Annotated in this window: 24 protein-coding genes and 1 tRNA gene; 10 read left to right on the forward strand and 15 right to left on the reverse strand. The window is 65.5% G+C overall.

Annotated features, from left to right (window positions below):
• Window positions 1-129 precede the first annotated feature (129 nt).
• From ACMGEZ_RS27715 to ACMGEZ_RS27750, 8 genes are all read right to left on the reverse strand, one after another.
• Complete coding sequence (locus ACMGEZ_RS27715) at window positions 130-711, reverse strand: DUF3501 family protein (RefSeq protein ID WP_436825496.1); 582 nt, start codon at window positions 709-711, stop codon at window positions 130-132.
• A gap of 5 nt (window positions 712-716) precedes the next feature.
• Window positions 717-2,069, reverse strand: a complete 1,353-nt coding sequence (locus ACMGEZ_RS27720) for a (Fe-S)-binding protein (RefSeq protein WP_436825497.1) — start codon at window positions 2,067-2,069, stop codon at window positions 717-719.
• A gap of 92 nt (window positions 2,070-2,161) precedes the next feature.
• Window positions 2,162-2,584 (reverse strand): rubrerythrin family protein, encoded by a 423-nt coding sequence (locus ACMGEZ_RS27725; RefSeq protein ID WP_068680194.1) that lies wholly within the window; start codon window positions 2,582-2,584, stop codon window positions 2,162-2,164.
• Between the two features lie 105 nt (window positions 2,585-2,689).
• Window positions 2,690-3,766, reverse strand: a complete 1,077-nt coding sequence (locus ACMGEZ_RS27730; RefSeq protein ID WP_436825498.1) for an isopenicillin N synthase family dioxygenase — start codon at window positions 3,764-3,766, stop codon at window positions 2,690-2,692.
• On the reverse strand, window positions 3,756-4,499 hold the full coding sequence (locus tag ACMGEZ_RS27735) for an amino acid ABC transporter ATP-binding protein (protein ID WP_436825499.1): 744 nt from the start codon (window positions 4,497-4,499) through the stop codon (window positions 3,756-3,758). The genes ACMGEZ_RS27730 and ACMGEZ_RS27735 overlap by 11 nt, the downstream gene beginning before the upstream one ends.
• Complete coding sequence (locus tag ACMGEZ_RS27740) at window positions 4,496-5,206, reverse strand: amino acid ABC transporter permease (RefSeq protein ID WP_436825500.1); 711 nt, start codon at window positions 5,204-5,206, stop codon at window positions 4,496-4,498. Before ACMGEZ_RS27740 ends, ACMGEZ_RS27735 begins: the two co-directional genes overlap by 4 nt.
• 16 nt (window positions 5,207-5,222) lie before the next feature.
• Window positions 5,223-5,918, reverse strand: coding sequence for an amino acid ABC transporter permease (locus ACMGEZ_RS27745; protein WP_436825501.1), 696 nt, complete (start codon window positions 5,916-5,918; stop codon window positions 5,223-5,225).
• A 91-nt stretch (window positions 5,919-6,009) separates the two neighbouring features.
• On the reverse strand, window positions 6,010-6,840 hold the full coding sequence (locus ACMGEZ_RS27750; RefSeq protein ID WP_436825502.1) for an ABC transporter substrate-binding protein: 831 nt from the start codon (window positions 6,838-6,840) through the stop codon (window positions 6,010-6,012).
• Between the two features lie 83 nt (window positions 6,841-6,923).
• On the opposite strand from ACMGEZ_RS27750, the gene ACMGEZ_RS27755 reads away from it, so the two are divergent.
• The 3 genes from ACMGEZ_RS27755 (at window position 6,924) to ACMGEZ_RS27765 (ending at window position 11,485) form a co-directional block, all read left to right on the forward strand.
• A complete protein-coding gene (locus ACMGEZ_RS27755) occupies window positions 6,924-7,343 on the forward strand; it encodes a group II truncated hemoglobin (RefSeq protein WP_436825503.1) in 420 nt (139 codons plus the stop codon).
• Between the two features lie 137 nt (window positions 7,344-7,480).
• Complete coding sequence (locus tag ACMGEZ_RS27760; RefSeq protein WP_436825504.1) at window positions 7,481-7,903, forward strand: hypothetical protein; 423 nt, start codon at window positions 7,481-7,483, stop codon at window positions 7,901-7,903.
• 285 nt (window positions 7,904-8,188) lie between these two features.
• A complete protein-coding gene (locus tag ACMGEZ_RS27765) occupies window positions 8,189-11,485 on the forward strand; it encodes a hypothetical protein (protein WP_436825505.1) in 3,297 nt (1,098 codons plus the stop codon).
• A 90-nt stretch (window positions 11,486-11,575) separates the two neighbouring features.
• Here the strand turns inward: ACMGEZ_RS27765 and ACMGEZ_RS27770 are convergent, their stop codons facing one another.
• Together ACMGEZ_RS27770 and radC are read right to left on the reverse strand one after the other, a co-directional pair.
• Window positions 11,576-12,226, reverse strand: coding sequence for a Smr/MutS family protein (locus ACMGEZ_RS27770; protein ID WP_436825506.1), 651 nt, complete (start codon window positions 12,224-12,226; stop codon window positions 11,576-11,578).
• Window positions 12,227-12,278: 52 nt separating this feature from the next.
• On the reverse strand, window positions 12,279-12,956 hold the full coding sequence (gene radC / locus ACMGEZ_RS27775; RefSeq protein WP_436825507.1) for a RadC family protein: 678 nt from the start codon (window positions 12,954-12,956) through the stop codon (window positions 12,279-12,281).
• A 64-nt stretch (window positions 12,957-13,020) separates the two neighbouring features.
• Here radC and ACMGEZ_RS27780 point away from each other — a divergent pair, with 64 nt between their 5' ends.
• From ACMGEZ_RS27780 to ACMGEZ_RS27790, 3 genes are read left to right on the forward strand one after another with little or no spacing between them, the layout of a single operon-like run.
• A complete protein-coding gene (locus tag ACMGEZ_RS27780; RefSeq protein WP_436825508.1) occupies window positions 13,021-13,479 on the forward strand; it encodes an FKBP-type peptidyl-prolyl cis-trans isomerase in 459 nt (152 codons plus the stop codon).
• A 2-nt stretch (window positions 13,480-13,481) separates the two neighbouring features.
• A complete protein-coding gene (gene ispH / locus ACMGEZ_RS27785) occupies window positions 13,482-14,444 on the forward strand; it encodes a 4-hydroxy-3-methylbut-2-enyl diphosphate reductase (RefSeq protein ID WP_436825509.1) in 963 nt (320 codons plus the stop codon).
• Window positions 14,441-15,406 (forward strand): threonine/serine dehydratase, encoded by a 966-nt coding sequence (locus tag ACMGEZ_RS27790; protein WP_436825510.1) that lies wholly within the window; start codon window positions 14,441-14,443, stop codon window positions 15,404-15,406. The genes ispH and ACMGEZ_RS27790 overlap by 4 nt, the downstream gene beginning before the upstream one ends.
• A gap of 15 nt (window positions 15,407-15,421) precedes the next feature.
• On the opposite strand, the gene ACMGEZ_RS27795 is transcribed toward ACMGEZ_RS27790, so the two are convergent.
• On the reverse strand, window positions 15,422-15,832 hold the full coding sequence (locus ACMGEZ_RS27795; RefSeq protein ID WP_436825511.1) for a VOC family protein: 411 nt from the start codon (window positions 15,830-15,832) through the stop codon (window positions 15,422-15,424).
• Window positions 15,833-15,892: 60 nt separating this feature from the next.
• On the opposite strand from ACMGEZ_RS27795, the gene serS reads away from it, so the two are divergent.
• The 3 genes from serS (at window position 15,893) to ACMGEZ_RS27810 (ending at window position 18,607) form a co-directional block, all read left to right on the forward strand.
• Entirely contained in the window at window positions 15,893-17,224 is a 1,332-nt protein-coding gene (gene serS / locus ACMGEZ_RS27800; protein ID WP_436825512.1) for a serine--tRNA ligase, read from the forward strand.
• Between the two features lie 53 nt (window positions 17,225-17,277).
• Window positions 17,278-17,368 (forward strand) — tRNA-Ser (locus tag ACMGEZ_RS27805).
• A gap of 345 nt (window positions 17,369-17,713) precedes the next feature.
• The gene (locus ACMGEZ_RS27810) at window positions 17,714-18,607 is read left to right on the forward strand and encodes an arginase family protein (protein WP_436825513.1); all 894 of its coding nucleotides are present in this window, start codon (window positions 17,714-17,716) and stop codon (window positions 18,605-18,607) included.
• 110 nt (window positions 18,608-18,717) lie between these two features.
• On the opposite strand, the gene ACMGEZ_RS27815 is transcribed toward ACMGEZ_RS27810, so the two are convergent.
• The 3 genes from ACMGEZ_RS27815 to ACMGEZ_RS27825 all read right to left on the reverse strand — a co-directional run bounded on the left by ACMGEZ_RS27815 (window position 18,718) and on the right by ACMGEZ_RS27825 (window position 20,425).
• Window positions 18,718-19,080, reverse strand: a complete 363-nt coding sequence (locus ACMGEZ_RS27815) for a response regulator (protein WP_436825514.1) — start codon at window positions 19,078-19,080, stop codon at window positions 18,718-18,720.
• A gap of 99 nt (window positions 19,081-19,179) precedes the next feature.
• Entirely contained in the window at window positions 19,180-19,485 is a 306-nt protein-coding gene (locus tag ACMGEZ_RS27820; RefSeq protein WP_436825515.1) for a hypothetical protein, read from the reverse strand.
• A gap of 148 nt (window positions 19,486-19,633) precedes the next feature.
• Complete coding sequence (locus tag ACMGEZ_RS27825) at window positions 19,634-20,425, reverse strand: SDR family NAD(P)-dependent oxidoreductase (protein ID WP_436825516.1); 792 nt, start codon at window positions 20,423-20,425, stop codon at window positions 19,634-19,636.
• A gap of 120 nt (window positions 20,426-20,545) precedes the next feature.
• Between ACMGEZ_RS27825 and ACMGEZ_RS27830 the strand changes: the two genes are divergently transcribed.
• The gene (locus ACMGEZ_RS27830) at window positions 20,546-20,989 is read left to right on the forward strand and encodes a CBS domain-containing protein (RefSeq protein ID WP_436825517.1); all 444 of its coding nucleotides are present in this window, start codon (window positions 20,546-20,548) and stop codon (window positions 20,987-20,989) included.
• A 27-nt stretch (window positions 20,990-21,016) separates the two neighbouring features.
• Here ACMGEZ_RS27830 and ACMGEZ_RS27835 read toward each other — a convergent pair whose 3' ends face one another.
• Window positions 21,017-22,036 (reverse strand): class I fructose-bisphosphate aldolase, encoded by a 1,020-nt coding sequence (locus tag ACMGEZ_RS27835; RefSeq protein WP_436825518.1) that lies wholly within the window; start codon window positions 22,034-22,036, stop codon window positions 21,017-21,019.
• Window positions 22,037-22,158: the final 122 nt, after the last annotated feature.

Genomic DNA, 22,158 nt, shown 5'->3' on the forward strand with positions numbered 1-22,158 from the left:
CGAAGCGCCGACCGCCCCAGCAGGAGCCCGGGCCGCAGACCGCCTTCCGCGGCGCGCAGGACGCACCCGCACCCGCATCCGCACCCATCGCACAGCTTCGTCAAAAACGAAGCCAGCGAATTCCGCCTCTCAGCCGCTCAGGTCACCCGCCAAGTTGGCCAGCGTCTCCGGCGCGATGACCGTCATCGCAGGGTAGTTCGTGTGGTCGCAACCCAGCTTGACCTGCGCACCCGCCCGCACCGCCGCACGCGCCGCGTCGTCGAACTCGAAGCGCAGGAAGTGCACCGCCGAGGTCTTCTCATCGGTCTCTCGATCCAGGTCCTCGTCTGCGATGGCGTAGACGCGCGCATGACCCTCGACCTCGACGAACATGCGGTCCTCCACGCCGATCAGCCGCGCCAGCTCGCGCTTGCGCTCGTGCACGTCGGTGTACTCGATCAGCATGGTCGCCTTCCAGTTGCTGCCGTCGGGCACCAGCGGCAGGTAGGCCTCGATCTCGCTGCGGATGCCGTCTTCCTCGAAGATCTTCTCGATGTGCAGCATCTCCTGGATCTGGCGGCGGATGGTCGTCTCGTCCTCGAACTGCACGCTCACATGCTCGCCCAGGCGGACCGTGCGCAGCTTGCGATGCGCAATGAACTCCGGAGCGCTGCTCTTGCGGATCTTCGCATAGGCCTCCAGCGTCATCAGGGTGTCGGGCGTGATCGTCATCGTCGCTACTCCAGGCCGTAGGCCATGCGCATCAGGCTCAGCGGGTGCTGCAGCTTCGCCGCAGGCAGGCCGTCCTGCGCCATGCCCTGCGCGATGTGGTGGCCGGCCAGCGCGCAATCGGAGCTGATGTAGTCGGGCTCGTTCTTGCCCATGGCCTTGAACACCGGCTTGCCGATCTTCATCGCCACCGGGTGGTAGGGCGTCTTCACGCCGTAGGTGCCGGCGTGGCCTGAGCAGCGCTCTACCGTGTTGAGCTGCACCGGGACCGTCTGTCCGATCAGCTTGAACATCTCCTCGGTCTTGCGGCCGATCTTCTGCACCCGGCCATGACACGGGATGTGATAGCTGAGCTTGCCCAGCGGGGTCTTGAAGTCGGTCTTGAGCAAGCCGTCCTTGTGGCGCGCCACCAGGTACTCGAAGGGATCGAACATGGCCTGCTGCACCAGCTTCACGTCGGCATCGTCTGGGAACAGCAGCGGCAGCTCCTGCTTGAACATCAGCGTGCAGGAGGGAACCGCCGTGAGGATCGCAAAGCCGTCCTTTGCGTACTTCGCCAGCACGGGGATGTTGGCCTCCTTGTGCTTCGCCACGCCTTCCAGGTCGCCGAGCTCGAACTTGGGCATGCCGCAGCAGCTCTCCTTCGAAACGATGGTGTACGGAATGGCGTTGTGGCGCAGGAGCTTGATCAGGTCGAAGCCGATGCCGGGCTCGTTGTAGTTCACGTAGCAGGTCGAGAAGATCGCGACCTTGCCGGGCGTGCGCTCGCCATCGACCACCGGCTGCGTGTCGTCGTCCTTGGGTGCGCTCCAGCGGAAGCGCTTGGTGGCCAGGTCGGGCAGCCACGCATCGGGATGCACGTGCAGCGCGCTGTCGAGCAGCTTGCGCATGGGCTTGGTCTTGTTCAGCGCGTTGACAGCCTGGACGACCACCGGGATGCCCGCGAACTTGCCGTGCACGTCGGTGGAGGCGAGCAGCTTCTCGCCGCCCGAAACCCCACCGTTCTTGAACTTGATGGCCTTGGCACGCAGCATGGTGTGCGGGAAGTCCACGTTCCACGGATGCGGCGGCACGTAGGGGCACTTCGTCATGTAGCAGAGGTCGCACAGGTAGCACTGGTCGACCACGCTGCCGTAGTGCTTGGGATCGACGCCGTGGACCTCGCCGTCCTCGGTCGCATCGACCAGGTCGAAGAGGGTCGGGAAAGCCTCGCACAGGCTCACGCAGCGACGGCATCCGTGGCAGATGTCGAAGATGCGCGTCATCTCGCGTTCGCAGGCGCCCTGGTCATAGAACTCGGGGTTCTTCCAGTCCACCGGGTGGCGCGTGGGCGCCTCGAGATTGCCTTCTCGACTCGTCATGGGATAACCGTGGCCTGGCGCGCGGCGTCAGCGGGCGGAATCCGCAGGGCCCCTGTGAACAAGTCCTTGCCCGCGGAGCGCCCGCGCGGGGCTCAGTCGACCAGCGCCTCGAGCGCCTTCGTATAGCGGTTGGCGTGCGAGCGCTCGGCCTTGGCCAGCGTCTCGAACCAGTTGGCGATCTCGTCGAAGCCCTCTTCGCGGGCCTGCTTGGCCATGCCCGGGTACATGTCGGTGTACTCGTGGGTCTCGCCGGCGACGGCAGCCTTCAGGTTCAGGCGGCTGTCCCCGATCGGCAGGCCGGTGGCGGGGTCGCCCGACCCGTGCTCGAGGAATTCCAGGTGGCCGTGCGCATGGCCGGTCTCGCCTTCGGCGGTGGAGCGGAACAGCGCTGCGACATCGTTCTGGCCTTCGACATCGGCCTTGTTCGCGAAGTAGAGGTAGCGTCTGTTGGCCTGGGATTCGCCTGCGAAGGCGTCCTTCAGGTTCTGCTCGGTTCTCGATCCTTTCAAGTCCATGGCTGTCTCCTCGGATTGGCTAGGCATGCAAGTGGAACCGTCGCTGCCGGCGGCAGCGGCGCCCTCGCAATCTACACCAAGCAGCGCGGCGTGCCATATAAAGCCTCAATAAGGATCATTGAGGCCGGCAATGGGCCCTGGTACGTCGCCCGGCAGCACGGCCTCGCGCAGCTGCGGGAACACCTTGGCCACCTTGGCGAGCAGGTAGTCGCCGTAGATGCCGTCGAAGGCATGCACATTGGCGTGGTCCCAGCGCGTGGCGCTGTCGTCGACCACGGCGGGCCGGGGCAGGCCTTCGATGGGCTTCACGCGGGCATGGAAGTTGGGGTCGAAGAAGAGCGGGAAGGACAGCCGGTCGCGGCCGGAGGTGTTGCGGACCACGCGGTGCGGCGTCGAGCGGTAGAGGCCACCGGTCATGCGGTCGAGCATGTCGCCGATGTTGATCACGAAGGTGTCCGGGATCGGCGTGGCGTCGATCCAGCCCTCGCCGGTGCGCACCTGCAGGCCGCCGATGTCGTCCTGGCGCAGGATGGTGAGCAGGCCGTAGTCGGTGTGCTCGCCCACGCCCCATGCGACATCGAGACCCTCGGGCACCGGCTGGGTCGGGTAGTTGAAGAGGCGGAACAGGATCAGCGGATCAGCCGTGTAGCGTTCGGCGAAGTAGGCCGCTTCCAGGCCCAGGCTCAACGCGATGCCTTCCATCAGCTGGTGGCCGAGGCGCGTGGCCGCAGCCATGTAGTCGAGGATGGTCTGCCTAAAGCCGGGGATGCCGGGGAACAGGTTGCGGCCGTGCACGGGAGTGCGCGCCAGCACCAGGGGATCGTCGTCGGGCAACTCGGTGCCGAGGTACAGGCCTTCCTTCCAGTCGGGCCGGCCCGAGGTGAGCTCGCCCGCGAGCGGGAAGTAGCCGCGCCAGGCACGCCCGCCCAGTTCCATGCGCCACTGCATCTTGGTGGCCTCGGGCAGTGCGAAGAAGGCGCGGCTCAGGTCCTCGAGGCGCTGGGTCAGTGCAGGGTCGACACCATGGCCGCTGACATAGAAGAAGCCGTGCGCGCGGCACGCCTGGCCGATCTGCGCGGCGACTTCGGCGCGCTCGGGCGTTCGCGCCACCAGCGGCGCAATGTCGATCACTGGCAAGGAAGGGGTCGAGGCGTTCATCTCGGGCAGCGTATCAAACGGCATGGGCAAAAGGCGTGCGGATGTCGGCAAGAAACTGCTGCGCGCGCGGGTGTTGCGGCCGGTTGAAGAAGTCGTCGGGCGTTGCGCGCTCCAGCACGCGGCCGGCGTCCATGAAGAGCACGCGATCGGCCACGTCGCGCGCGAAGCCCATCTCGTGCGTCACCACCACCATCGTCATGCCCTCGCGCGTGAGGTCGCGCATGACCAGCAGCACTTCGCCGACCATCTCGGGGTCGAGCGCGCTGGTCGGTTCGTCGAAGAGCATCAGCGGCGGCTGCATGGCCAGCGCCCGGGCGATCGCCACGCGTTGCTGCTGGCCGCCCGAGAGCTCGGAGGGAAATGCATGGGCCTTGTTCGCGAGGCCGACGCGCTCGAGCAGGGCCATCGCCCGCTCCGTCGCCTGGGCGCGCGAGAGCCCGCGCAGGTGCATCGGCGCCAGCGTGCAGTTGCCGATGACCGTGAGATGCGGGAACAGGTTGAACTGCTGGAACACGAAGCCGATGTGCGAGCGGAAGTCGTTGATGTCGATGCCGCGTGCATGGATGTCCTTGCCGTCGACCGTGATGCGGCCGGACTGGATGGGCTCCAGCCGGTTGATGGTGCGGATCAGCGTGGACTTGCCCGAGCCCGAGGGCCCGCAGACCACCACCACCTCGCCGCGCGCGATGGTCTCGCTCACCTCGACCAGCGCGTGATAGTCGCCGTACCACTTGTTGACCTTGTCGAATTTGATCATGCGGGTGCCTTGGGTGCTTCGCGGGCGGCGGTGCGCCGGCCCGAGCGCCGCTCCAGCCAATAGGCGAAGCGCGACAGCCCGAAGCACATCACGAAATAGGTGAGGCCGAGGACCAGGTACACCTGGACCGGCTTGGTGAAGACCTGGGTGTTGATCTGCGAGGCGATGAAGGACACCTCCGCCAGCCCGATGATGTAGCCCAGCGAGGTCTCCTTGATGGTGGAGACGAACTGGTTCACCAGCGAAGGCAGCATGCTGCGCAGCGCCTGCGGCAGCACCACGAAGCGCATCGCACGCCCCCAGCCGAGCCCCAGCGAACGCGCGCTCTCGACCTGCCCTCGCGGCAGCCCCAGGATGCCGGCGCGCACGATCTCGCCGATGTAGATGCCGTCGAAGACCACCAGCGCGATCAGCATGGTGGTGAACTGGTCGGTCTTCACGCCCGTCACGCTGGGCAGGAAGAAGTAGGCCCAGAACACCACCATCAGCAGCGGCGTGCCGCGCACCACGAAAGCCACGGTGGTGACCGGCCAGCGCAGCCAACGCCAGGGGCTCACGCGAGCCAGGCCCAGCAGCAGGCCGAAGGGCAGGGCGAGCACCAGCCCCATCGCGGCCAGCAGCACGGTGAGTGCCAGGCCGCCCAGCGGGCCGTTGGGATACTGGCCGATGAGGAAGTAGACCCAGTAGTCGCGGACGAGCTCGATCATGATGCGGCTGCGCCCCTCATAGCGCCCGCGGCGGAAAGCGGTGCTGGTACCAGCTGGCCGCGCCGGTGATCAGCATCGACACCGTGAGGTAGGCCGCGGTCGCGAAGGCGAAGGACTCGGCGCTGCGGAAGGTGGCGCTTTCCACCTGCCCGGCCTGGTACATCAGCTCGGCCACGCCGATCACGGTGGCAACGCTGGTGCCCTTCCAGAGGTTGAGGGTCTGCGAGATCAGCGGCGGAATGGTGACGCGCAAGGCCTGCGGCAGGATGACGCGGCGCATGGTAGCGAGGAAGCCGAAGCCCAGCGCACGGCCCGCTTCCATCTGCACCGCGGGAATGGCGCGGATGCCGCTGCGGATGTCCTCGGCCATGTAGGCCGCGGTGTAGAGGCCCAGGGCCACGACCGCACTCATCGCCTCGATGCGGCCCGCGTACAGGCGCTGCTTGATGTCCTCGGGCAACAGCTCCGGCGCGCCGAAGTACCAGAACAGCATGTGCGCGAGCAGCGGGATGTTGCGGATCGACTCGACGTAGGCGAAGCCGAGTCCGCGCAGCGCGGCCACCGGCGACAGGCGCAGCAGCGCCACCGCCAGCGCGACCGGCAGGGCCAGCATCAGCGAGGCGGCCAGCAGCTGCAGCGAGAGCAGGAAGCCCGCGACCAGCATGTCGTGGTACCTCCCGGTGAGAAGCAGGGAGTAGTCGAAGAGCGGCATGGACGATGGATGCGACCGCGCCCCGGCGGGCGGCCGCGGGGCACATGGTACGCATCCGCGGAGCGTGCGGGGCGCGACGCTCCTGCCTTCATCAGCTGTCGATCTTGTCGCTCTCGATCTTGAAGCTGCGCGTCTCGAAGCCCGACTTGGTCTTCGGGCCGTACCACTTGAAGAAGATCTTCTCGGCCTCGCCCGATTTCTCGAGCTCGCGCAGGGTGTCGTCCACCACCTTCTTGAGGCCGGTCTCGCCCTTCCTGATGCCGATGGCCAGCGCCTCGGTGCTGAGGTTCTGCTTGAGCACCACGTACTGCGCCTTCTGCGGTCCCAGCTTCGCGTAGCTGTTGAGCAATGCGGCCTCGTCGTCGACGTAGCCCACGCCCTTGCCTTGCTGCAGTGCCTGGAAGGCCTGCTGGCTGGTGTCGAAGGTCACGACCTCGGCACTGGGCACGGCCTTCTTGATGTTGGGTTCCTGCGTGCCGCCGCGGATGGTCAGCACCTTCTTGCCCGCGAGCTGCGGCACCTCGGTAATACCGCTGTCCTTCTTGACGATGGCCTTCTGGCCGGTCACGAAGGTGGTGAGCGAGAAGTCGATCTGCGACTCGCGCTCCTTGTTGTGCGTGAGGCCTGCAGCGATCAGGTCCACGTGGCCCTGCTGCAGCTCGGGAATGCGCGCGGCCACCGCGATCTGCTTGAGCACCGGCTTGACGCCGATCTTCTTTGCGATGGCGTTCACCAGGTCGACCTCGTAGCCGATGATCTCGCGCGTCTTCGGGTCGATGAAGGTTGCGGGCTCGTCGGTGCCGAGCACGCCGACGACCAATTGGCCCTTCTTCTTGATGTCGTCCAGCTGGTCGGCGTGGACCGCGGTGCCGGCCAGCAGGGCGGCTGCGGCGAGGACGGTGGCGGCGAAGCGAAAGCGCATGTTGTTCTCCTGGGAAGGCCCCGCACCATAGCAACAAAAGGCTGCGCGGTGAAATAGCTCTTTCACATATGCATACTGCCGTCATGCAAATCCAGGAAAAGCCCCCCTTCGACACGCTCTTCGAGTGGATCGGCGGCGAGGAAAAAGTCCATGCGCTGGTCGAGCGCTTCTACGACCTGATGGAGCTGGAACCCGGCTACGCGCGGCTGCGGGCGGTGCACGGCCCGTCGCTCGACAATGCGCGCCAGCGGCTGTTCTGGTTTCTTTGCGGCTGGCTGGGCGGGCCGCAGCACTACACCGATCGCTTCGGGCATCCGATGCTGCGCGCGCGGCACCTGCCGCACAGCATCGGCGGCCACGCCATCGGCATCAAGGAGCGCGACCAGTGGCTCGCATGCATGGACCAGGCGATGGGTGAAGTGGGCGTTGACGAGAAGCTGCGCGAGCGGCTGCGCGCGTCGTTCTTCCAGACGGCGGACTGGATGAGGAACAGGGCCGGCTGATCTGGGCTTCGGGTGATTCCGAGGTGATTCCGAATTCGCGGAAGGCGCGTTGAGCCTTGCGCGAGGGCGGCGCCTTGCGGAACTGGCAGCACACGGCTGTTACTCAAGCGGGAGTCCTCTTCACTACCGCAAGCGCCATGTATGTCCTGCCCCTGAACCTTCTCGTCGAAAACTTTTGCCGCTGCGAGAACGTGCCCATGCCGCAAGCGATGGTCGAGGGGCACTTCGAACTTCCGCTTGGTCTACAGCACCGCTTCGGCGTCCTGGCGGACGAACAAGAGGGCGAGCTGCTCTTCTTCGCGCATCCTGGCGAAGATCCACAGGAGCATTGCCGGGACGATGCCTTCCGTGAAGAGCACGAGGAAAGCTTCGAAGACCTTGCCATTGGATCGGACGAATGCGGGCCATGGTGGCTGCGCATCGATGACACGCATGCCCCGAAACACACGCTGTGGATTCGGGTCCCGCACCCAGGCATCGGGCACGCCGAGTTCGCGCGGGTCGTGGCGGGCATGAGGTCGCGTTTCGACATATGGACGGAAGTTCTCGCGGCGGCCTGAGCCGATGAGGACTCTCGATATGCGATCCCACTGTTGTGCTTCGAATTCACCATGAACTTCACTACTTGCCCTTCGACCAAGCCTGACTACCTTACTTCGCGTCCCCTCGGAAAGAGTCGCCCTGAGCCTCCTGGTCCAGAGAAATCGGTTGGCATGCGCCCTCCGAAAAAGCCGAAGCCCGGTAGCCCCCAGATCAGCTCGCCTTTGCAGGGTCGGTCGGAGCTTCCGGCAATGCATGAGATGCGGTCTGGCCAACCGCTCCCAGTGGGTCCGGAGTGGGACCACGTGTTTGACGTCTATGTCGAGGTCGTCGCAAGGTCGGATTCGGGCAAGTTCCCCGACCACGTCAAGCACACCCCAGCGGCATTGAAGCCTCAGCTTGCCAAAAGGCTTACGGATGACCTGGTCGCCGCTTTGACCGCGCAAGAGCAATCTCTGCCTGCCGACCACCCAGCGGTCTCTGGAAGGCCGACTGTCGTTGAAGCAATGACGCGGGTCGCAGTGGCTCTGAAAAACGGGCTGGCACTGGATCAGGTTGTCACGTGTCTCACTGAAGCGAAGCCGCGATCTTGTCAGGTGCCCGCCCTATCGTTGCTCCTGCGTGATTGCGCGACCGAAGGCAGCGGGCCGGTTGACCTTCTTTCGTGGACGCTGTGCATTGGAGAGTCAATATCCGAGCAGGAATGGACCGAGTTGGGCGAGTCATTGGCACCTGACTTCAAAAAAACAAGCGATGGTGAGCTGCTGCCGCGCTGGCTTTCGGCCATGACATCTCTCATCGATCAAGTCCAGACTCATCATCCGACGGCATCGGATCTCGTACTGGCGCTGCTGAATGGATTCGACAAGGGCTGCAACCCGGGTCCGGATATGGATGTGGATCTGGATCTGGATCTCAATGCGGAGGTAAACCAGGACGCATTCGACGAGGCGCGCGTGAAATGCGCCCGTCTTCGTGCGCAGCTGACGCGCGAGGCCGCAAGGCTTGTCGACGACCTCGATGCAGCCGTACGAAAGACAAGCGCCCTGGCAAACGACGACATTGCGCAGGCAAAAGGGGCAGAGCAATGCAAAAAGCCCATTCGGGAGGATCCACAGGTCAAGCAACTGTGCGGTGACATCGCCCATGGACTCGCCCGCGGAGTATTGACACTGAAGGAGGTGATTGACGCACTGGAGCAGCTTGCCACTGGGAGCGAGACGGTGGCAGCGCTCATGCATGTACTTGTGGTGCGGGCAAGAAGCAGAGGCGACGAGCTTCACGCGTTCTTCAGGACTGTGTTGGACGAAGCTGCTCGACCCGACGAGTTGGTGTTGTGCATGGCGCCTGCGCTGCTGGATGGTGGGGGTGATATCAACCAGGCAGCGGCGCTGGCGTATGGCCTTGCCCGCGAGGTTGCCGGAGCAATCACGCGACTCCTGCCCATCCTGAGGCTGATCGAGGCGTTGTGCCTTCTAGAAGGTTCCTCGACGCTTTTGCTGCTGCGTGAGCGGGTGAATGGAATGGTGCGGGAGGCCGCTGTCGATCTGGTCACGGAAGCAAGCCAACGCGTCGGTCACGCCACGGAACGTCTCTTCGAAGTTCCCAAGCTCGAGCCAACGGCAAGGCTCACGACAGACCAACTCGAAGGGCTCGGAGGGGTTGTCAAAGACTCCATCGAAGCGCTCGCGCGGCCCCTTAACAGCCCCATGGCCAGTGCCTATGTGCTGGAGGCCTTGCGCTCGTCCATCCATCTTCCGGCATGCGGCCACCTCGTGTCGCTTCTCGTTCGTGTCCTGTTGGAGCGCCAGACCGTGTTGGATGCATTCATGGGCGTTCTGGTCAATGCCGATGTGCCGCCAACGGCGACCAAGGCGCACGGCACGCTTGCCCGGCAGGTTGCGTTGGGGTTCGCGGATTGGGCTGTGCCCGGCCCGTCGCTCGTTAAGCGTGTAGACGCCTGGATCGACGCCGTCAAACCCGATGCATCGACAATGAAATTCGGGGTGCTTCAAGTCATCCTTGACAGTCTTGCCTCCATCAAATGGGGAAACAGCATCAAATCGAGCTTGGTCGAGCGCCGCCACCAGGTGGAAAAACGAATGAGGGCCAGGAGAGCGGAGTCCCACATCGCCCCAGCCATCGAGCTGATTGCCAGCACTCGCGGCGCCAAGGAGTGCTCGCTTGTCGAGGACAAAGAGGAAGTTCTGAAGAACGAGAATATAAGTGGCGCCGTCAACGACATCGTGCTTGCGGTGCGAAGCGGAGACATATCCATGGGCGAAGTGATCGAATGGTTCTCCGGGCAGGAGGCGACATTCGATAGGGACTTGCTTCTGTTCACGTTCATTGCCCCGCTGTTCGGAGAAGCGGCAGTTTCCCGGCATTACAACTTAAAAAACTTCCTGAAATCGCTGCTCGACGTTGACGACACATCGGAATTCTTCACTGAGGTAGGAATCGTTTTTGGGGTGAGGGAGGAAAGCGACACCGATCGGGATTGCATGATTGACACCATCGAGGCCCTCGCCATCAAGTGCAAGGACGACAAGCTGTTGCGGCTGCAGTGGTTTGCGAGTGAATATCTAGAAGCTTCGAATGGAGAAGATGCGAGATCCAAAAAACTTAGTGCGGTGATCGACGCGATAGACCGCAAGTTGGACGGCGAGGATGCTTCGCACACAGCTGCCGCTGAGCAAGATATCCCGTTGCTGACAACGGCAGGCATGAAGCCTGGGACTTACTCCCAGTCCGTCATCGAGTCCTGGAATCCTGTGCCCGAGGCGGGTCCTCCCTCCAACTCAGGCCGCATCGACCTCGGCATCAGAAATCAACGCCTGGCTATGGCGCCCCCGGTTGTGACGAACCCTCCTCTTCGACCCGGATTGCCTGCTGGAAGAATCCCGCCGCAGCGGGGTCCTGCCGATGGACTGCTCCCGACTACTTGGCTTTCTCCTCCCCATGGCAAGGATCCCCATGGCAAGGATAATCACCCCTTCCCCAACCTCGGCCGGCAACTTGTTGATGGGCTGTCGAGCGAGTATTCGTTGGCGGAGGGGCCGCCTCAGGACAGTACCCGCATCATCCCGATCTCCCCTCGGACGGAGACCGATACCTTTGCAAAAAGGGTGGTCGATGCGTTGAATAATCAACAATTCGCGTTTGCCAAGCGGCTGATCATGAGAACTCTTTCGAACGTTCTGAACTTGACCGGGCCAGGCGTCCCGAGGCTTCAGGAGCAAGGGCTTAAAACCCTGGGGAGAATCATTTCAGATCCGGAGATAGATTTGCGAGAGCTCGCCCTGGGGGAGGTGGCGCGGGGAATCCGCCACGTGATCGGAGCCATAGCGGAATCAAAATATCTGAAGGTGCTGAATCTCTATTCTTTCGTGGGGTGGGGGCAAGACGACGAAGGGCGCATCGGTGTCTACAAAATCCACAATGCGTTGGAACACATCGTGAATTTGTATCCATCGCAATCAATGCCCCTTCGGCTACTGATCGTTTCCAACGCAACAATCTCCGCCCACGAATCGGAACCGATGCTAGCTAAGCTCGAGGAGGCGTCAGGTGGTCGGCTGAAGGTGGAGCGGAGGAATTGAGTCGAGCCGCAAAGGCACTAGGGCGCTCATGCAGTTGCTGAATGGCAGCAGGATGCTGCGATCGCACGCTCAAGGCATGGCTGCGGCAACTCATGCAGGCCGCAGCAGAACCACCACCGCCCCCGCACCCCCTTCATCGGCCCGCGCCTGCACGAACGCAAGCACCTCGTCCTTCTGCATCAGCCAGCTCAGCACCTTGCCCTTGAGCACCGGCGTCTTGCCCGGTGAGCCCAGCCCTTTGCCGTGCACCACGCGCACGCAGCGCCAGCCGCGCCGGGTCGCTTCGCGCAGAAAGGCGGCAAGTGCTTCACGCGCCTCGTCGCGGCGCAGGCCGTGCAGATCGATCTCGCCCTGGATGGTCCAGCCGCCCTTGCGCAGTTTGCGGGTGACATCCACGCCGATGCCAGGGCGGCGAAAGCTCAGCGCGTCGTCGATATCCAGCAGCGTCGTCGCGTCGAACTCGTCGCTGATGGCTTCCTGCAGCACGCGCTGCTCGTCGAGTTGCTGCTGCACCGCGATCGGCGCCGGTGGCTCGGGCGCCAGATGCACGGCGGGCCGGCGGCGTAGCGGCTGCGTGGCGCCGATGGCGCGCGAGAACAGGTCCTGATCGGCAGCGCGCTTCTTCGCGGCCGCCGCGCGTGCGGCCGCTTCGGCGGCTTCGCGCTCGCGCTGCTCGGCCAGGGCCTTCTGCACGCCTTTGAGCTCGGCGAGGCTCTTGAGGGCTTTGGGTTTGCTTGGCATCGGCTTGTCGTCGGAGGATACGTCCTCCGCGCCGGGCTCGTTCACACCTTCTTCAGATCAGGCCGCGCGCAGCCATCGACAAGGCCTGGCCCGGGGCGACGATCACGTGGTCCAGCACCCGCACGTCGACCAGCGCCAGCGCGGCCCGCAGCGTGTGTGTCAGCGCCTCGTCGGCGCGCGAGGGCTCGACGCAGCCGCTCGGATGGTTGTGCGCCAGGATCACGGCCGCGGCATGGTGGTGCAGGGCGCGCATCACGACCTCGCGCGGGTACACGCTGGTCTGCGTCAGGGTGCCGCGGAAAAGCTCTTCCAGGGCAATCAGGCGCAGCTGCGCATCGAGGAAGAGCGCTGCGAACACTTCGTGCGGCTTGGCCGCCAGGTGCAGTTGCACATAGTGCTTGACGGCCTCCGGCGATTCGAACAGCTCCCGATCCTTCAGGCGCTGGGCCATGGTGCGCCGCGCCAGTTCGAGCACGGCGGCCAGATTGCCTCGCTTCGAGCTGCCGCCCAGGCCCTTGATGCGCTTCAGGTCGTCGAGCCCCGCGTGGAGCAGACCGCTCAGCCCGCCGAAGCTGTCGAGCAGCTCCTGCGCGAACTGCAGCACGTTCTTGCCGGGGACGCCGGTGCGCAGCAGCAGCGCCAGCAGCTCGGCGTCGGCAAGCGCGCCGGGCCCCTTGAGCATGAGCTTTTCGCGCGGCCGCGCTTCGAGCGGAAGATCGGTGAAAGACATGGCTGACATGGGCTCTTGGCCCCCTCCCTAAAATACAGGCCCCAGTCTAAAGCCATCCCCGACCGTGTCTCCCACTCTCTCAGGCCCCATCGTGGCGCCCGGTTCCTTCCTCACGCTGCACTACCGGCTGGCCGGCCCGGCGGGCGACATCATCAACACGTTCGGCGACAAGCCGGCCACGCTCTCGCTGGGCACCGGCGAGCTTTCGCCGGCTGTCGAGCAGCGGCTGATCGGCTTGCCCGAGGGCGCGCACGCGACCTTCGAGCTTCCGGCCGGCGAGGCCTTCGGCGAGCGCAATCCCGAGATGCAGCAGTGGGTGGCGCGCAAGCTGCTCGCGCAGATGGGCGATCCGGACGAGCAGTACGCGGTCGGCGACGTGGTGCAGTTCCCGACGCCCGATGGCAGTGGCAGCTACGCCGGCGCGGTGGTCGAGGCCAACGAGACGGCAGTGTGCTTCGACTTCAACCATCCGCTCGCGGGGCAGCCGGTGAGCTTCGAAGTGCAACTGATCGGCGTGCTCTGATCATGGCAGTACAGGAAGTCATCCTTGCCGAGCCGCGCGGGTTCTGCGCCGGCGTCGACCGCGCAATCGAGATCGTCGAGCGTGCCATCGCCAAGTTCGGCGCGCCGATCTATGTGCGTCACGAGATCGTGCACAACACCTACGTGGTGAACGAGCTCAAGGCCAAGGGCGCGATCTTCATCGAGGACCTGGCCGAGGTGCCTCCGGGCGCAACGCTGGTGTTCAGCGCCCATGGCGTGAGCAAGGCCGTGCAGGCCGAGGCGCGGGCGCGCGGCTTCGAGGTCTTCGACGCCACCTGCCCGCTGGTCACCAAGGTGCACGTGGAGGTTGCAAAGCTCGCAAAGGAGGGCTACGAGTTCATCATGATCGGCCACAAGGGGCACCCCGAGGTCGAGGGCACGATGGGGCAGCTGACCAGCGGCATTCACCTCGTGGAGGACGTTGCGGACGTAGCGCGTGTCCAGCCGGCGCAGTCGGAAAGGCTGGCCGTGGTCACGCAGACCACGCTCTCGGTTGACGACGCCGCCGAGATCTCAGCCGCGGTGCGCGCGCGCTTCCCGAAAGTCCGCGAGCCCAAGCAGCAGGACATCTGCTATGCCACGCAGAACCGGCAGGACGCGGTCAAGCTCCTGAGCCCGCAGGTCGACATCGTGATCGTGGTCGGCAGCCCGACCAGCTCCAACAGCAACCGACTGCGCGAGCTGGCACAGCGCCTGGGCACCGAAGCCTACATGGTCGATTCCGCCGACGAGCTGCAGCCGGCGTGGTTCGAAGGGAAGGCCCGCGTGGGCCTGACGGCCGGCGCCTCGGCGCCCGAGGTGCTGGTGCGCGAGGTGATCGAGCGCGTCAGGGCACTCGGCGCGGTGTCGGTACGCAAGATGAACGGCATCGAAGAAACCCTGAAGTTCCCGCTGCCCAAGGGCCTCAAGCTCGACGACATGCCCGCACCGGGGCATATCTCGTGACGAGCGCCGCCGCCATCGACTGGCGCCGCGACATCGAGGCCGCCGCGCGACGCATCCACGAACACGCCCCGCATTTCCTGCGCAGGACGCCGCTGTGGAAGCTGCCGGGCCGCGCGCTGGGCATCGAGGTGCCGGGCGTCGAGCTCTGGCTCAAGCTCGAGCATCTGCAGGCCGGCGGCAGCTTCAAGGCACGGGGCATGATGAACCGGCTGCTCGCCAATGAGATCCCCGCCAGCGGCGCCATCGTGGCCTCCGGCGGCAATGCCGGCATCGCGACCGCCGCAGCGGCGCAGGCGCTGGGCGTGCATTGCGAGGTCTTCCTGCCCATCGTGTCGCCGGAAGCCAAGCGCGCGAAGCTGCGCGCGCTCGGCGCCACGGTGGTGGTGGGCGGCGAGGTGTATGCCGACGCCTTGGCCGCCTGCCTCGAGCGCCAACGCGAGAGCGGCGCGCTGTTGACCCATGCCTACGACCAGGCTGAAGTGGTGGCCGGCGCCGGCACGCTGGGCCGCGAGATCGAGGAAGAGGGCGGCCTGCCGGACTCGGTGCTGGTCAGCGTGGGCGGCGGCGGCCTGATCGGCGGCCTCGCCGCCTGGTTCGAGCAGCGCAGCCGCGTGGTGGCGCTCGAGCCCGAGCGCGCGCCCACGCTCCATCGCGCGCGCGAGGCCGGTGAGCCCGTCGATGTGGACGTGGGCGGCGTAGCGGCCGATTCGCTGGGCGCGCGCCGCATCGGCGCCCTCGCCTGGGACATCACCCAACGCCATGTGCGCGATGCCCTGCTGCTGCCCGACGAGGCGATACGCGCCGCGCAGCTGTGGCTGTGGAAGGAGCTCAAGCTGGCCGTCGAGCCGGCCGCGGCCCTGCCGCTGGCGGCGCTGCACACGGGCGCCTATGCGCCGCGCGAAGGCGAGAAGATCTGCCTGATCGTCTGCGGCGCGAACGTGGACCCGGCGAGCCTGGCTTGAGGCAGGTCTGTTCGATCAGCTCTGCGGCTGGTCGACGTTGACCATCCACGGTACGCCGAACTTGTCTTCGAGCATGCCGAAGCCGGGCGACCAGAAGGTGGCGGCGTAGGGCATCGTGACCTTGCCGCCCTCGGACAGCGCCTTGAAGAGCTGTTCGCCTTCCTTCACGTCCTTGGCCTGGGCCGAGAGGGAAAAGCCCTTGTAGCCCTCGAAGGCCATGCCGGGCGGCAGGTCGGAGGCCATGATCTGCTTGCCCTGCGCTTCGAGCGTGGCATGCATGATCTTGTTCTTGTGCGAGTCCGGTGTGTCCTTGCCCATCGGGCTCTCGCCGAAAGTCATGCTGAAGAGGATCTTGCCGCCCAGGGTCTTGGCATAGAAGGCCAGCGCTTCGGCCGCGTTTCCGTTGAAGGACAAATAAGCTTGCATCGAATCTCCTTGGGTTGTTGGGAGGGGAAATGATCCTACGCCCCCGCCTAAAATCATTCGATGCTCGATATCACTCTGTTACGCAAGGACCTCGCGTCGGTCGTTGCCCGCCTCGAAACCCGCAAGAAAAACCAGACCTTCCTCGACGTGGCCAGCTTCAGCGCGCTCGAGGCCGAGCGCAAGACCCTGCAGACCCGCACCGAGGAACTGCAGGCCCGCCGCAACGCGCTGAACAAGCAGATCGGGCCCTTGAAGGCGAAGGGCGAATCGGTCGAGGCACTGATGACCGAGGTCAATGCGCTGAAGGCCGAACAGGAATCCTCCGCGACGCGCCTCGAGGCTATCCAGCCCGAGCTGCAGGCGCTGCTGCTGGCGGTCCCGAACCTCCCGCATCCGAGCGTACCCGTCGGAGACGACGAAACGGCGAACCTCGAGGTGCGGCGCTGGAGCCCCAAGGGCGGCAACGGCGCCGATGCGCCGGCACTCGGCTTTGAGGCGCGCGACCACGTGGACCTGGGCACGCCGCTGGGGCTCGACTTCGAGACCGGCGTCAAGCTGGCGGGGTCGCGCTTCACCGTGATGAAGGGACCGATCGCGAGGCTGCATCGGGCGCTGTCCCAGTTCATGCTCGACATCCAGACCCAGCAGCACGGCTACACCGAGTGCTACGTGCCCTATGTGGTCAACGCCGACACGCTGCGCGGCACCGGCCAACTGCCCAAGTTCGAAGGCGACCTTTTCGCGGCCAAGAAGGGCGGGCAGGAAGGAGAGCCGGCGCCGGACCATTCGGCGCTGTACCTCATCCCCACCAGCGAGGTGCCGCTCACGAACTTCGTGCGCGACGAGATCCTGGCCGAGTCGCAGCTCCCGCTGCGCCTGACCGCCCACACGCCCTGCTTCCGATCGGAGGCGGGCAGCGCAGGGCGCGACACGCGCGGCATGATCCGCCAGCACCAGTTCGACAAGGTCGAGATGGTCCAGGTCACGCATCCGGAGAGGAGCTACGAGGCGCTCGAGGCCATGACCACCCACGCCGAGGCGGTGCTCCAGGCGCTGGAGCTGCCTTACCGCGTGGTGCTGCTGTGCACCGGCGACATGGGCTTCGGGGCTGCCAAGACCTACGACCTCGAGGTCTGGCTGCCGGCGCAGAACACCTACCGCGAGATCAGCTCGGTGTCGAACTGCGAGGCCTTCCAGGCGCGGCGCCTGCAGGCCCGCTTCAAGAATGCGCAGGGCAAGAACGAGCTGGTGCACACCCTCAATGGATCGGGCCTCGCGGTCGGGCGGACCCTGGTCGCCGTGCTGGAGAATCATCAGCGGCCGGACGGATCGATCGTGGTCCCGGCGGCGCTGCGGCCCTACATGGGCGGCCTCGAAGTGCTGCGACCCTGAAAGGCGGCTGGAAGTCTCTGCTAGAATCGCCGGCTCGACAAACACCAGACTCCGGAGAGGTGGCAGAGTGGTCGAATGTACCTGACTCGAAATCAGGCGTACGGTAACCCCGTACCGTGGGTTCGAATCCCACCCTCTCCGCCAGAATAGCTCGCTCAGCTGGCAAACCAGTGCTGCGACAGGCTCTCGTCGCGGAAGCGCTGTTGAATGGGAGCACCGCGGCGCCCTGAGAAGGTGGCTGCCATCCTGATCGCTGGGTCGATCTTCACGCGTCTGGACTCGCGACCCCGCCCGCTACCATGAAAACTGACCGTCCGCTCAGAGCGTGCGGCTCCTCGATCGAGGACCGTTCGATGGTCAATCGATGACGCTCCGGGGTTGCGGCCGAACTGCGATGCCGACTATCGTGGGGCGTTCGTCCGCGATCCAGACGGTCACAAGATCGAGGCAGTGACCTACTCTGCAAAATAGCCGCTAACGGAGGCGCGCATGCCGACCCTTCCCTATGCAATTCTCGAAGCCCCCTCTACGCTCGGCTTGGCGACCGACGGTGTGGAGCACTTGCCCGACCAGCTCTTGGGCTTCGGTCTTGCGGAGCGCATCCATGCGCGCCGCGCCGAGCGGCTGACGGTGCCTCCAAAGGACCCTACGCCCGATCCCGAGACCGGCACCCTGAATGCCAGGGCAATTGCGGCGTGGTCGCCCAAGCTTGCCGACGCGGTGGAAGCGGTGCTTGACGCGGGCGAATTTCCGGTAGTACTCGGCGGCGATTGCACGATCGTGCTGGGCTCGATGCTCGCGTTTCGACGGCGCGGCCGCTATGGACTGTTCTTCATCGACGGCAACGCCGATTTCTTCCAGCCCGAGGCGGAACCCAATGGTGAGGGCGCCTCGATGGACCTTGCCCTGGTCACCGGCTACGGCCCGTCGCAGCTGACCGACATTGAAGGTCGCGGTCCTCTGGTCCATCCCGAAGACGCTGTCGCGTTCGCGTATCGCGATCATAAGGATCAGGAGGAGTACGGAAGCCAGTCGCTCCCCAAGGAGCTCAAGGCGATTGACCTTCCCGCCGTGCGCGCAATGGGCATCGAGGCCGCCGCGCGTGAAGCGGTCGACCACCTGACGCGAGAAGAGTTGGACGGCTTCTTCATCCATCTCGACGCCGATTGCCTCGACGACGCCATCATGCCGGCTGTGGATTTCCGCGTGCCCGGCGGGTTGTCGTGGGACGAGCTAGGGGCCGCGCTTCGGGTTGCCTTGGCGAGCGGTAAGGCAGTCGGAATCGAGATCACCATTTACAACCCGCGCCTTGATGAGGACGGCAGCGCCGGCCGCGGCCTGGCCGACGTACTGGCCGCAGCGCTCGGAACAGCAGCGCCCTGAACACGGCCGGCAACATCTGCTTTCCGGCGCCGTTGGGAGCACTCTGAACGACAGAGGTATGCCGCGTGTCGATGATCGGCGCGTCCTCTGCGCGCCAGCCTGGTGGACCACTAGTTCGACAAGTAGTCGAAGAAGGCTTCGAGTTCCGTGGACTTGTCGAACACCGCGTTGGCGCCGGCCATCGCGCACCGGCTCCGAATGTCAGGCGTTGCATAGTTTGTCAGCACCACGATCTTCTGGTCCGAACGTCGATCCTTGAAAGCTCTGAGCACGGTCAAGCCGGAGCCTTCCTTGAGAAACAGGTCCAGGATCATCAGGTTCCATCGGTCGGCGTAGCGCGCTGTCGCCAGGATGGCCTCTGAGGCGGTCTCTGCCGTCGCCAGGATTTCGACATCGGCAAACTCCAGCAGCGCAGCAATGAGGTTGTCGCGAATGGTCCTGCTGTCTTCGACAAGAATGGTTGCCAACAACACGCCCGCGACCTTTCCTCTGATTCTTGCCGGCACCGCGCCGGTGCGAGTGTTCTACGCGTCGGCGCGCTGCAGGATGTGTAGGCGGACTACCCGAGAAAGCTAGCGTGTCGATGCGCCCGCGGCGTTGTCCTCGTTCTCGCGGGACGCGTGTTTTTCCAGGGCTTCATGGACCTCCTCCAGTTGCTCAACAGAGCCGTTCAGGCGCTTCTCGGCCTCGCTCGTCTTCTCGACCGCCTGTTCGACGTCGTCACTGCGAGCCCGCCTGGAAATGCCGGCGTCGAGAACCTCATGGATGATCGCCAGCTCTTCGGCGACCTGCTTGACGGTTTCCGTTGCCTGCTTGCTCTTCTCCAGCGCCTCGTCGATGGGCGCTGTGCCCTCGGCTCCGGGAGTGGGGTGGGGCATCGATCTCTCCTCTTGGTGGAACTGCATGGTACCGGCAGATGTAAACAAGAGTGTTACTGCCTGCGATCGAACCCTGGCCATCTTCTCGTCGGGCGTTGATATGCGGCCGCAATCCGTGTGGGGCGGGGGCTGTTGCCGCGCGCTGCCCTTAAACCACCAGCGGCGTCGCCGCTCCGTCCATCGAGACGATGGCGCCCGAGATGTAACCGGCACGCGGCGAGCTCAGGAACACGACCGCATTGGCAATGTCTTCCGGCTTCGCGATGCGCCCGAGCGGCATGCGGGCCTCGGCCTCGCGCCGCACCTCTTCTTCGCTGCGCTGATGCAGGCGGGCGTCGGCAGCGAGGCCTTCGGCCATGCGCTCGGTCAGTGTCATCGCGGGATTGACTGCATTCACGCGCACCCCGAGCCGCCCGTAGGCGGCGGCCAGGCCTGCGGTGGCCAGCATCAGCGCCGCGTTGGCCGCGCCGCCGGCCAGGTGGGTGGGCGCGGCGACCTTGCCGCCCATGCCGATGATGTTGACGATGGCACCCGCGCCCCGCCCCGCCATGCGCTTGATCGCCGGGTCCATCACATGGATGTAGGTGAAGAACTTGGCCTGCATCGCGTCGTGCCAGGCCTGTGGCTGCAGCTCGCCGAAGGGCGTGCGCCGCGCCGCGCCGGCGGAGTTGACCAGCACCTCCACCGGGCCGAGGCCGGCCTCGGCCGCGTCCAGCATCGCGAGCGCCGCCTGTGCGTCGCCCAGGTCCGCGCTGTAGCCGCGCACCGCGGCATGGCCTTCCGAGCGCAGCTGCGCGAGGGCCGCGTCGAGGTGTGCCTGGCTGCGCCCGGCCAGGCTGACCTGCGCGCCCTCCCGCAGGAACTCGCGGGCGCAGGCCAGTCCGATGCCGCGGCTCCCGCCGGTGATGAGGACGTGCTTGCCGCCCAGTTGAAGATCCATGAAGCCCCCAGGCGTGGAATTGCCGACCGGAAGATCTTAGAGGAGGTCTTAAGGGGACTTGCCGAGCGCGCCCGGCGTGTGTTTTCATGCAGGGACACGTCCTGTTCGGAGACACAAGCGATGAAGACCGTGGCAGAAATCCTCAAGGAAAAAGGCGACCGGGCCGTGCACAGCATCGGGCCCGACGCCTCGGTGTACGACGCCGTCGCGCTGATGGCGCAGAAGAACATCGGCGCCCTGCTGGTGATGGAGGGCGATCGCATCGTCGGCATGCTGAGCGAGCGCGACTATGCGCGCAAGGTCGTGCTGATGGCGCGCTCGTCCAAGGACACCAAGCTGCGCGAGATCATGACCCCCACCGTGATTTATGTGCATCCCTCGCAGAGCAGCGAGGAGTGCATGGCGGTGATGACCGAGAACCGCGTGCGCCACCTGCCGGTGCTCGACGACGAGGGCCGGCTGATCGGGCTGATCTCTATCGGCGACCTGGTCAAGGGCATCATCTCGGAGCAGAAGTTCATCATCGAACAGCTGCAGCACTACATCGCGGGCGAGCACGCCTGAGCGTTCGGCCCATGGCGCGAACGGGCGCTAACTGGCAGCTTCCATCGACGCGCTGTATTCACCGAGCGTTGCCGCGCTGTTCAGCCTGGCGCGCTGCAGCAGCGCCTTTTGGGCCAGCTCCGCATTGGCCGCCTGGCCCCGCCAGGCCTGCATCGCCGGATCCTGCAGCGCACGTCCATAGGAAAAGCTCAATTGCCACGGATGAGGCCCAAGCCGGTTCAGCGCGTCCAGGTTGACCGTCGCCTCTGCCGGCGACTGACCACCGGAGAGAAAGTTGATGCCGGGCACCGCCGCAGGCACCGTACGCCGCAGCACCTGCAGCGTCTGCTCGGCCACCTCGGCCGGTGTGGCTTGCCGGGCCTGCGCCTTGCCGGGCACCACCATGCTCGGCTTCAGCAGCATGTGCTCGAGCGCCACGTGGTGGCGGTGAAGGGCCGCGAACACCTCCTGCAGGACGGCCTGCGTGACCTCGGCGCAGCGAGCCTGCGTGTGGTCGCCGTCGATCAGCACCTCGGGCTCGACGATCGGCACCACGTCCAGCGACTGGCAGACCGCCGCATAGCGCGCAAGCGCCTCCGCGTTGGCCTCGATCGCGGCCCGGCTCGGAAGCAGGCCGGAGACGTTGTAGACCGCACGCCACTTCGCAAAGCGCGCGCCTTGCTGCTTGTAGCCCTCGAGCCGCTGTGCGAGCCCGTCCAGGCCGTACGTGATCTCGTCGCCGGGCGCCAGCGCCAGCGGGCCCTTGCCGCCGTCGACCTTGATGCCCGGCACGATGCCCTGCCGAGCTGCTAGTTGCGGCAACGGATCGCCGCCGTCGGCCCGCTGGCCGAGTGTCTCTTCGTACAGGATGACGCCGCTGACGTACTGGCCGAGGCCCGGCGTCGCCAGCACGAGGCTGCGCCAGGCACGCCGGTTGTCCTCGGTCGACTCGACGCCGATCGCCTTGAAGCGTTTGGCGATGGTCGGACCGCTTTCGTCGGCGGCCAGGATGCCCTTGCCCTTCTGCACGAGCTCGTGCACGGTCGCTCGAAGTTCGCTGGTGGTCATTGGATAACCTCCGCTGTGCGCGCTGCGTGTTCGCCTTGGGACGGCCCTGCGGCGGCTCGTGGCGCGCCCCCTTGGAACCTCGCAGTCTCCGACGGCGCGCCCCGCAATGCAAGTCATTTGTC

Origin of the sequence: Variovorax stachyos (genome assembly GCF_051400855.1) — a bacterium.
Taxonomy (GTDB): domain Bacteria; phylum Pseudomonadota; class Gammaproteobacteria; order Burkholderiales; family Burkholderiaceae_C; genus Variovorax.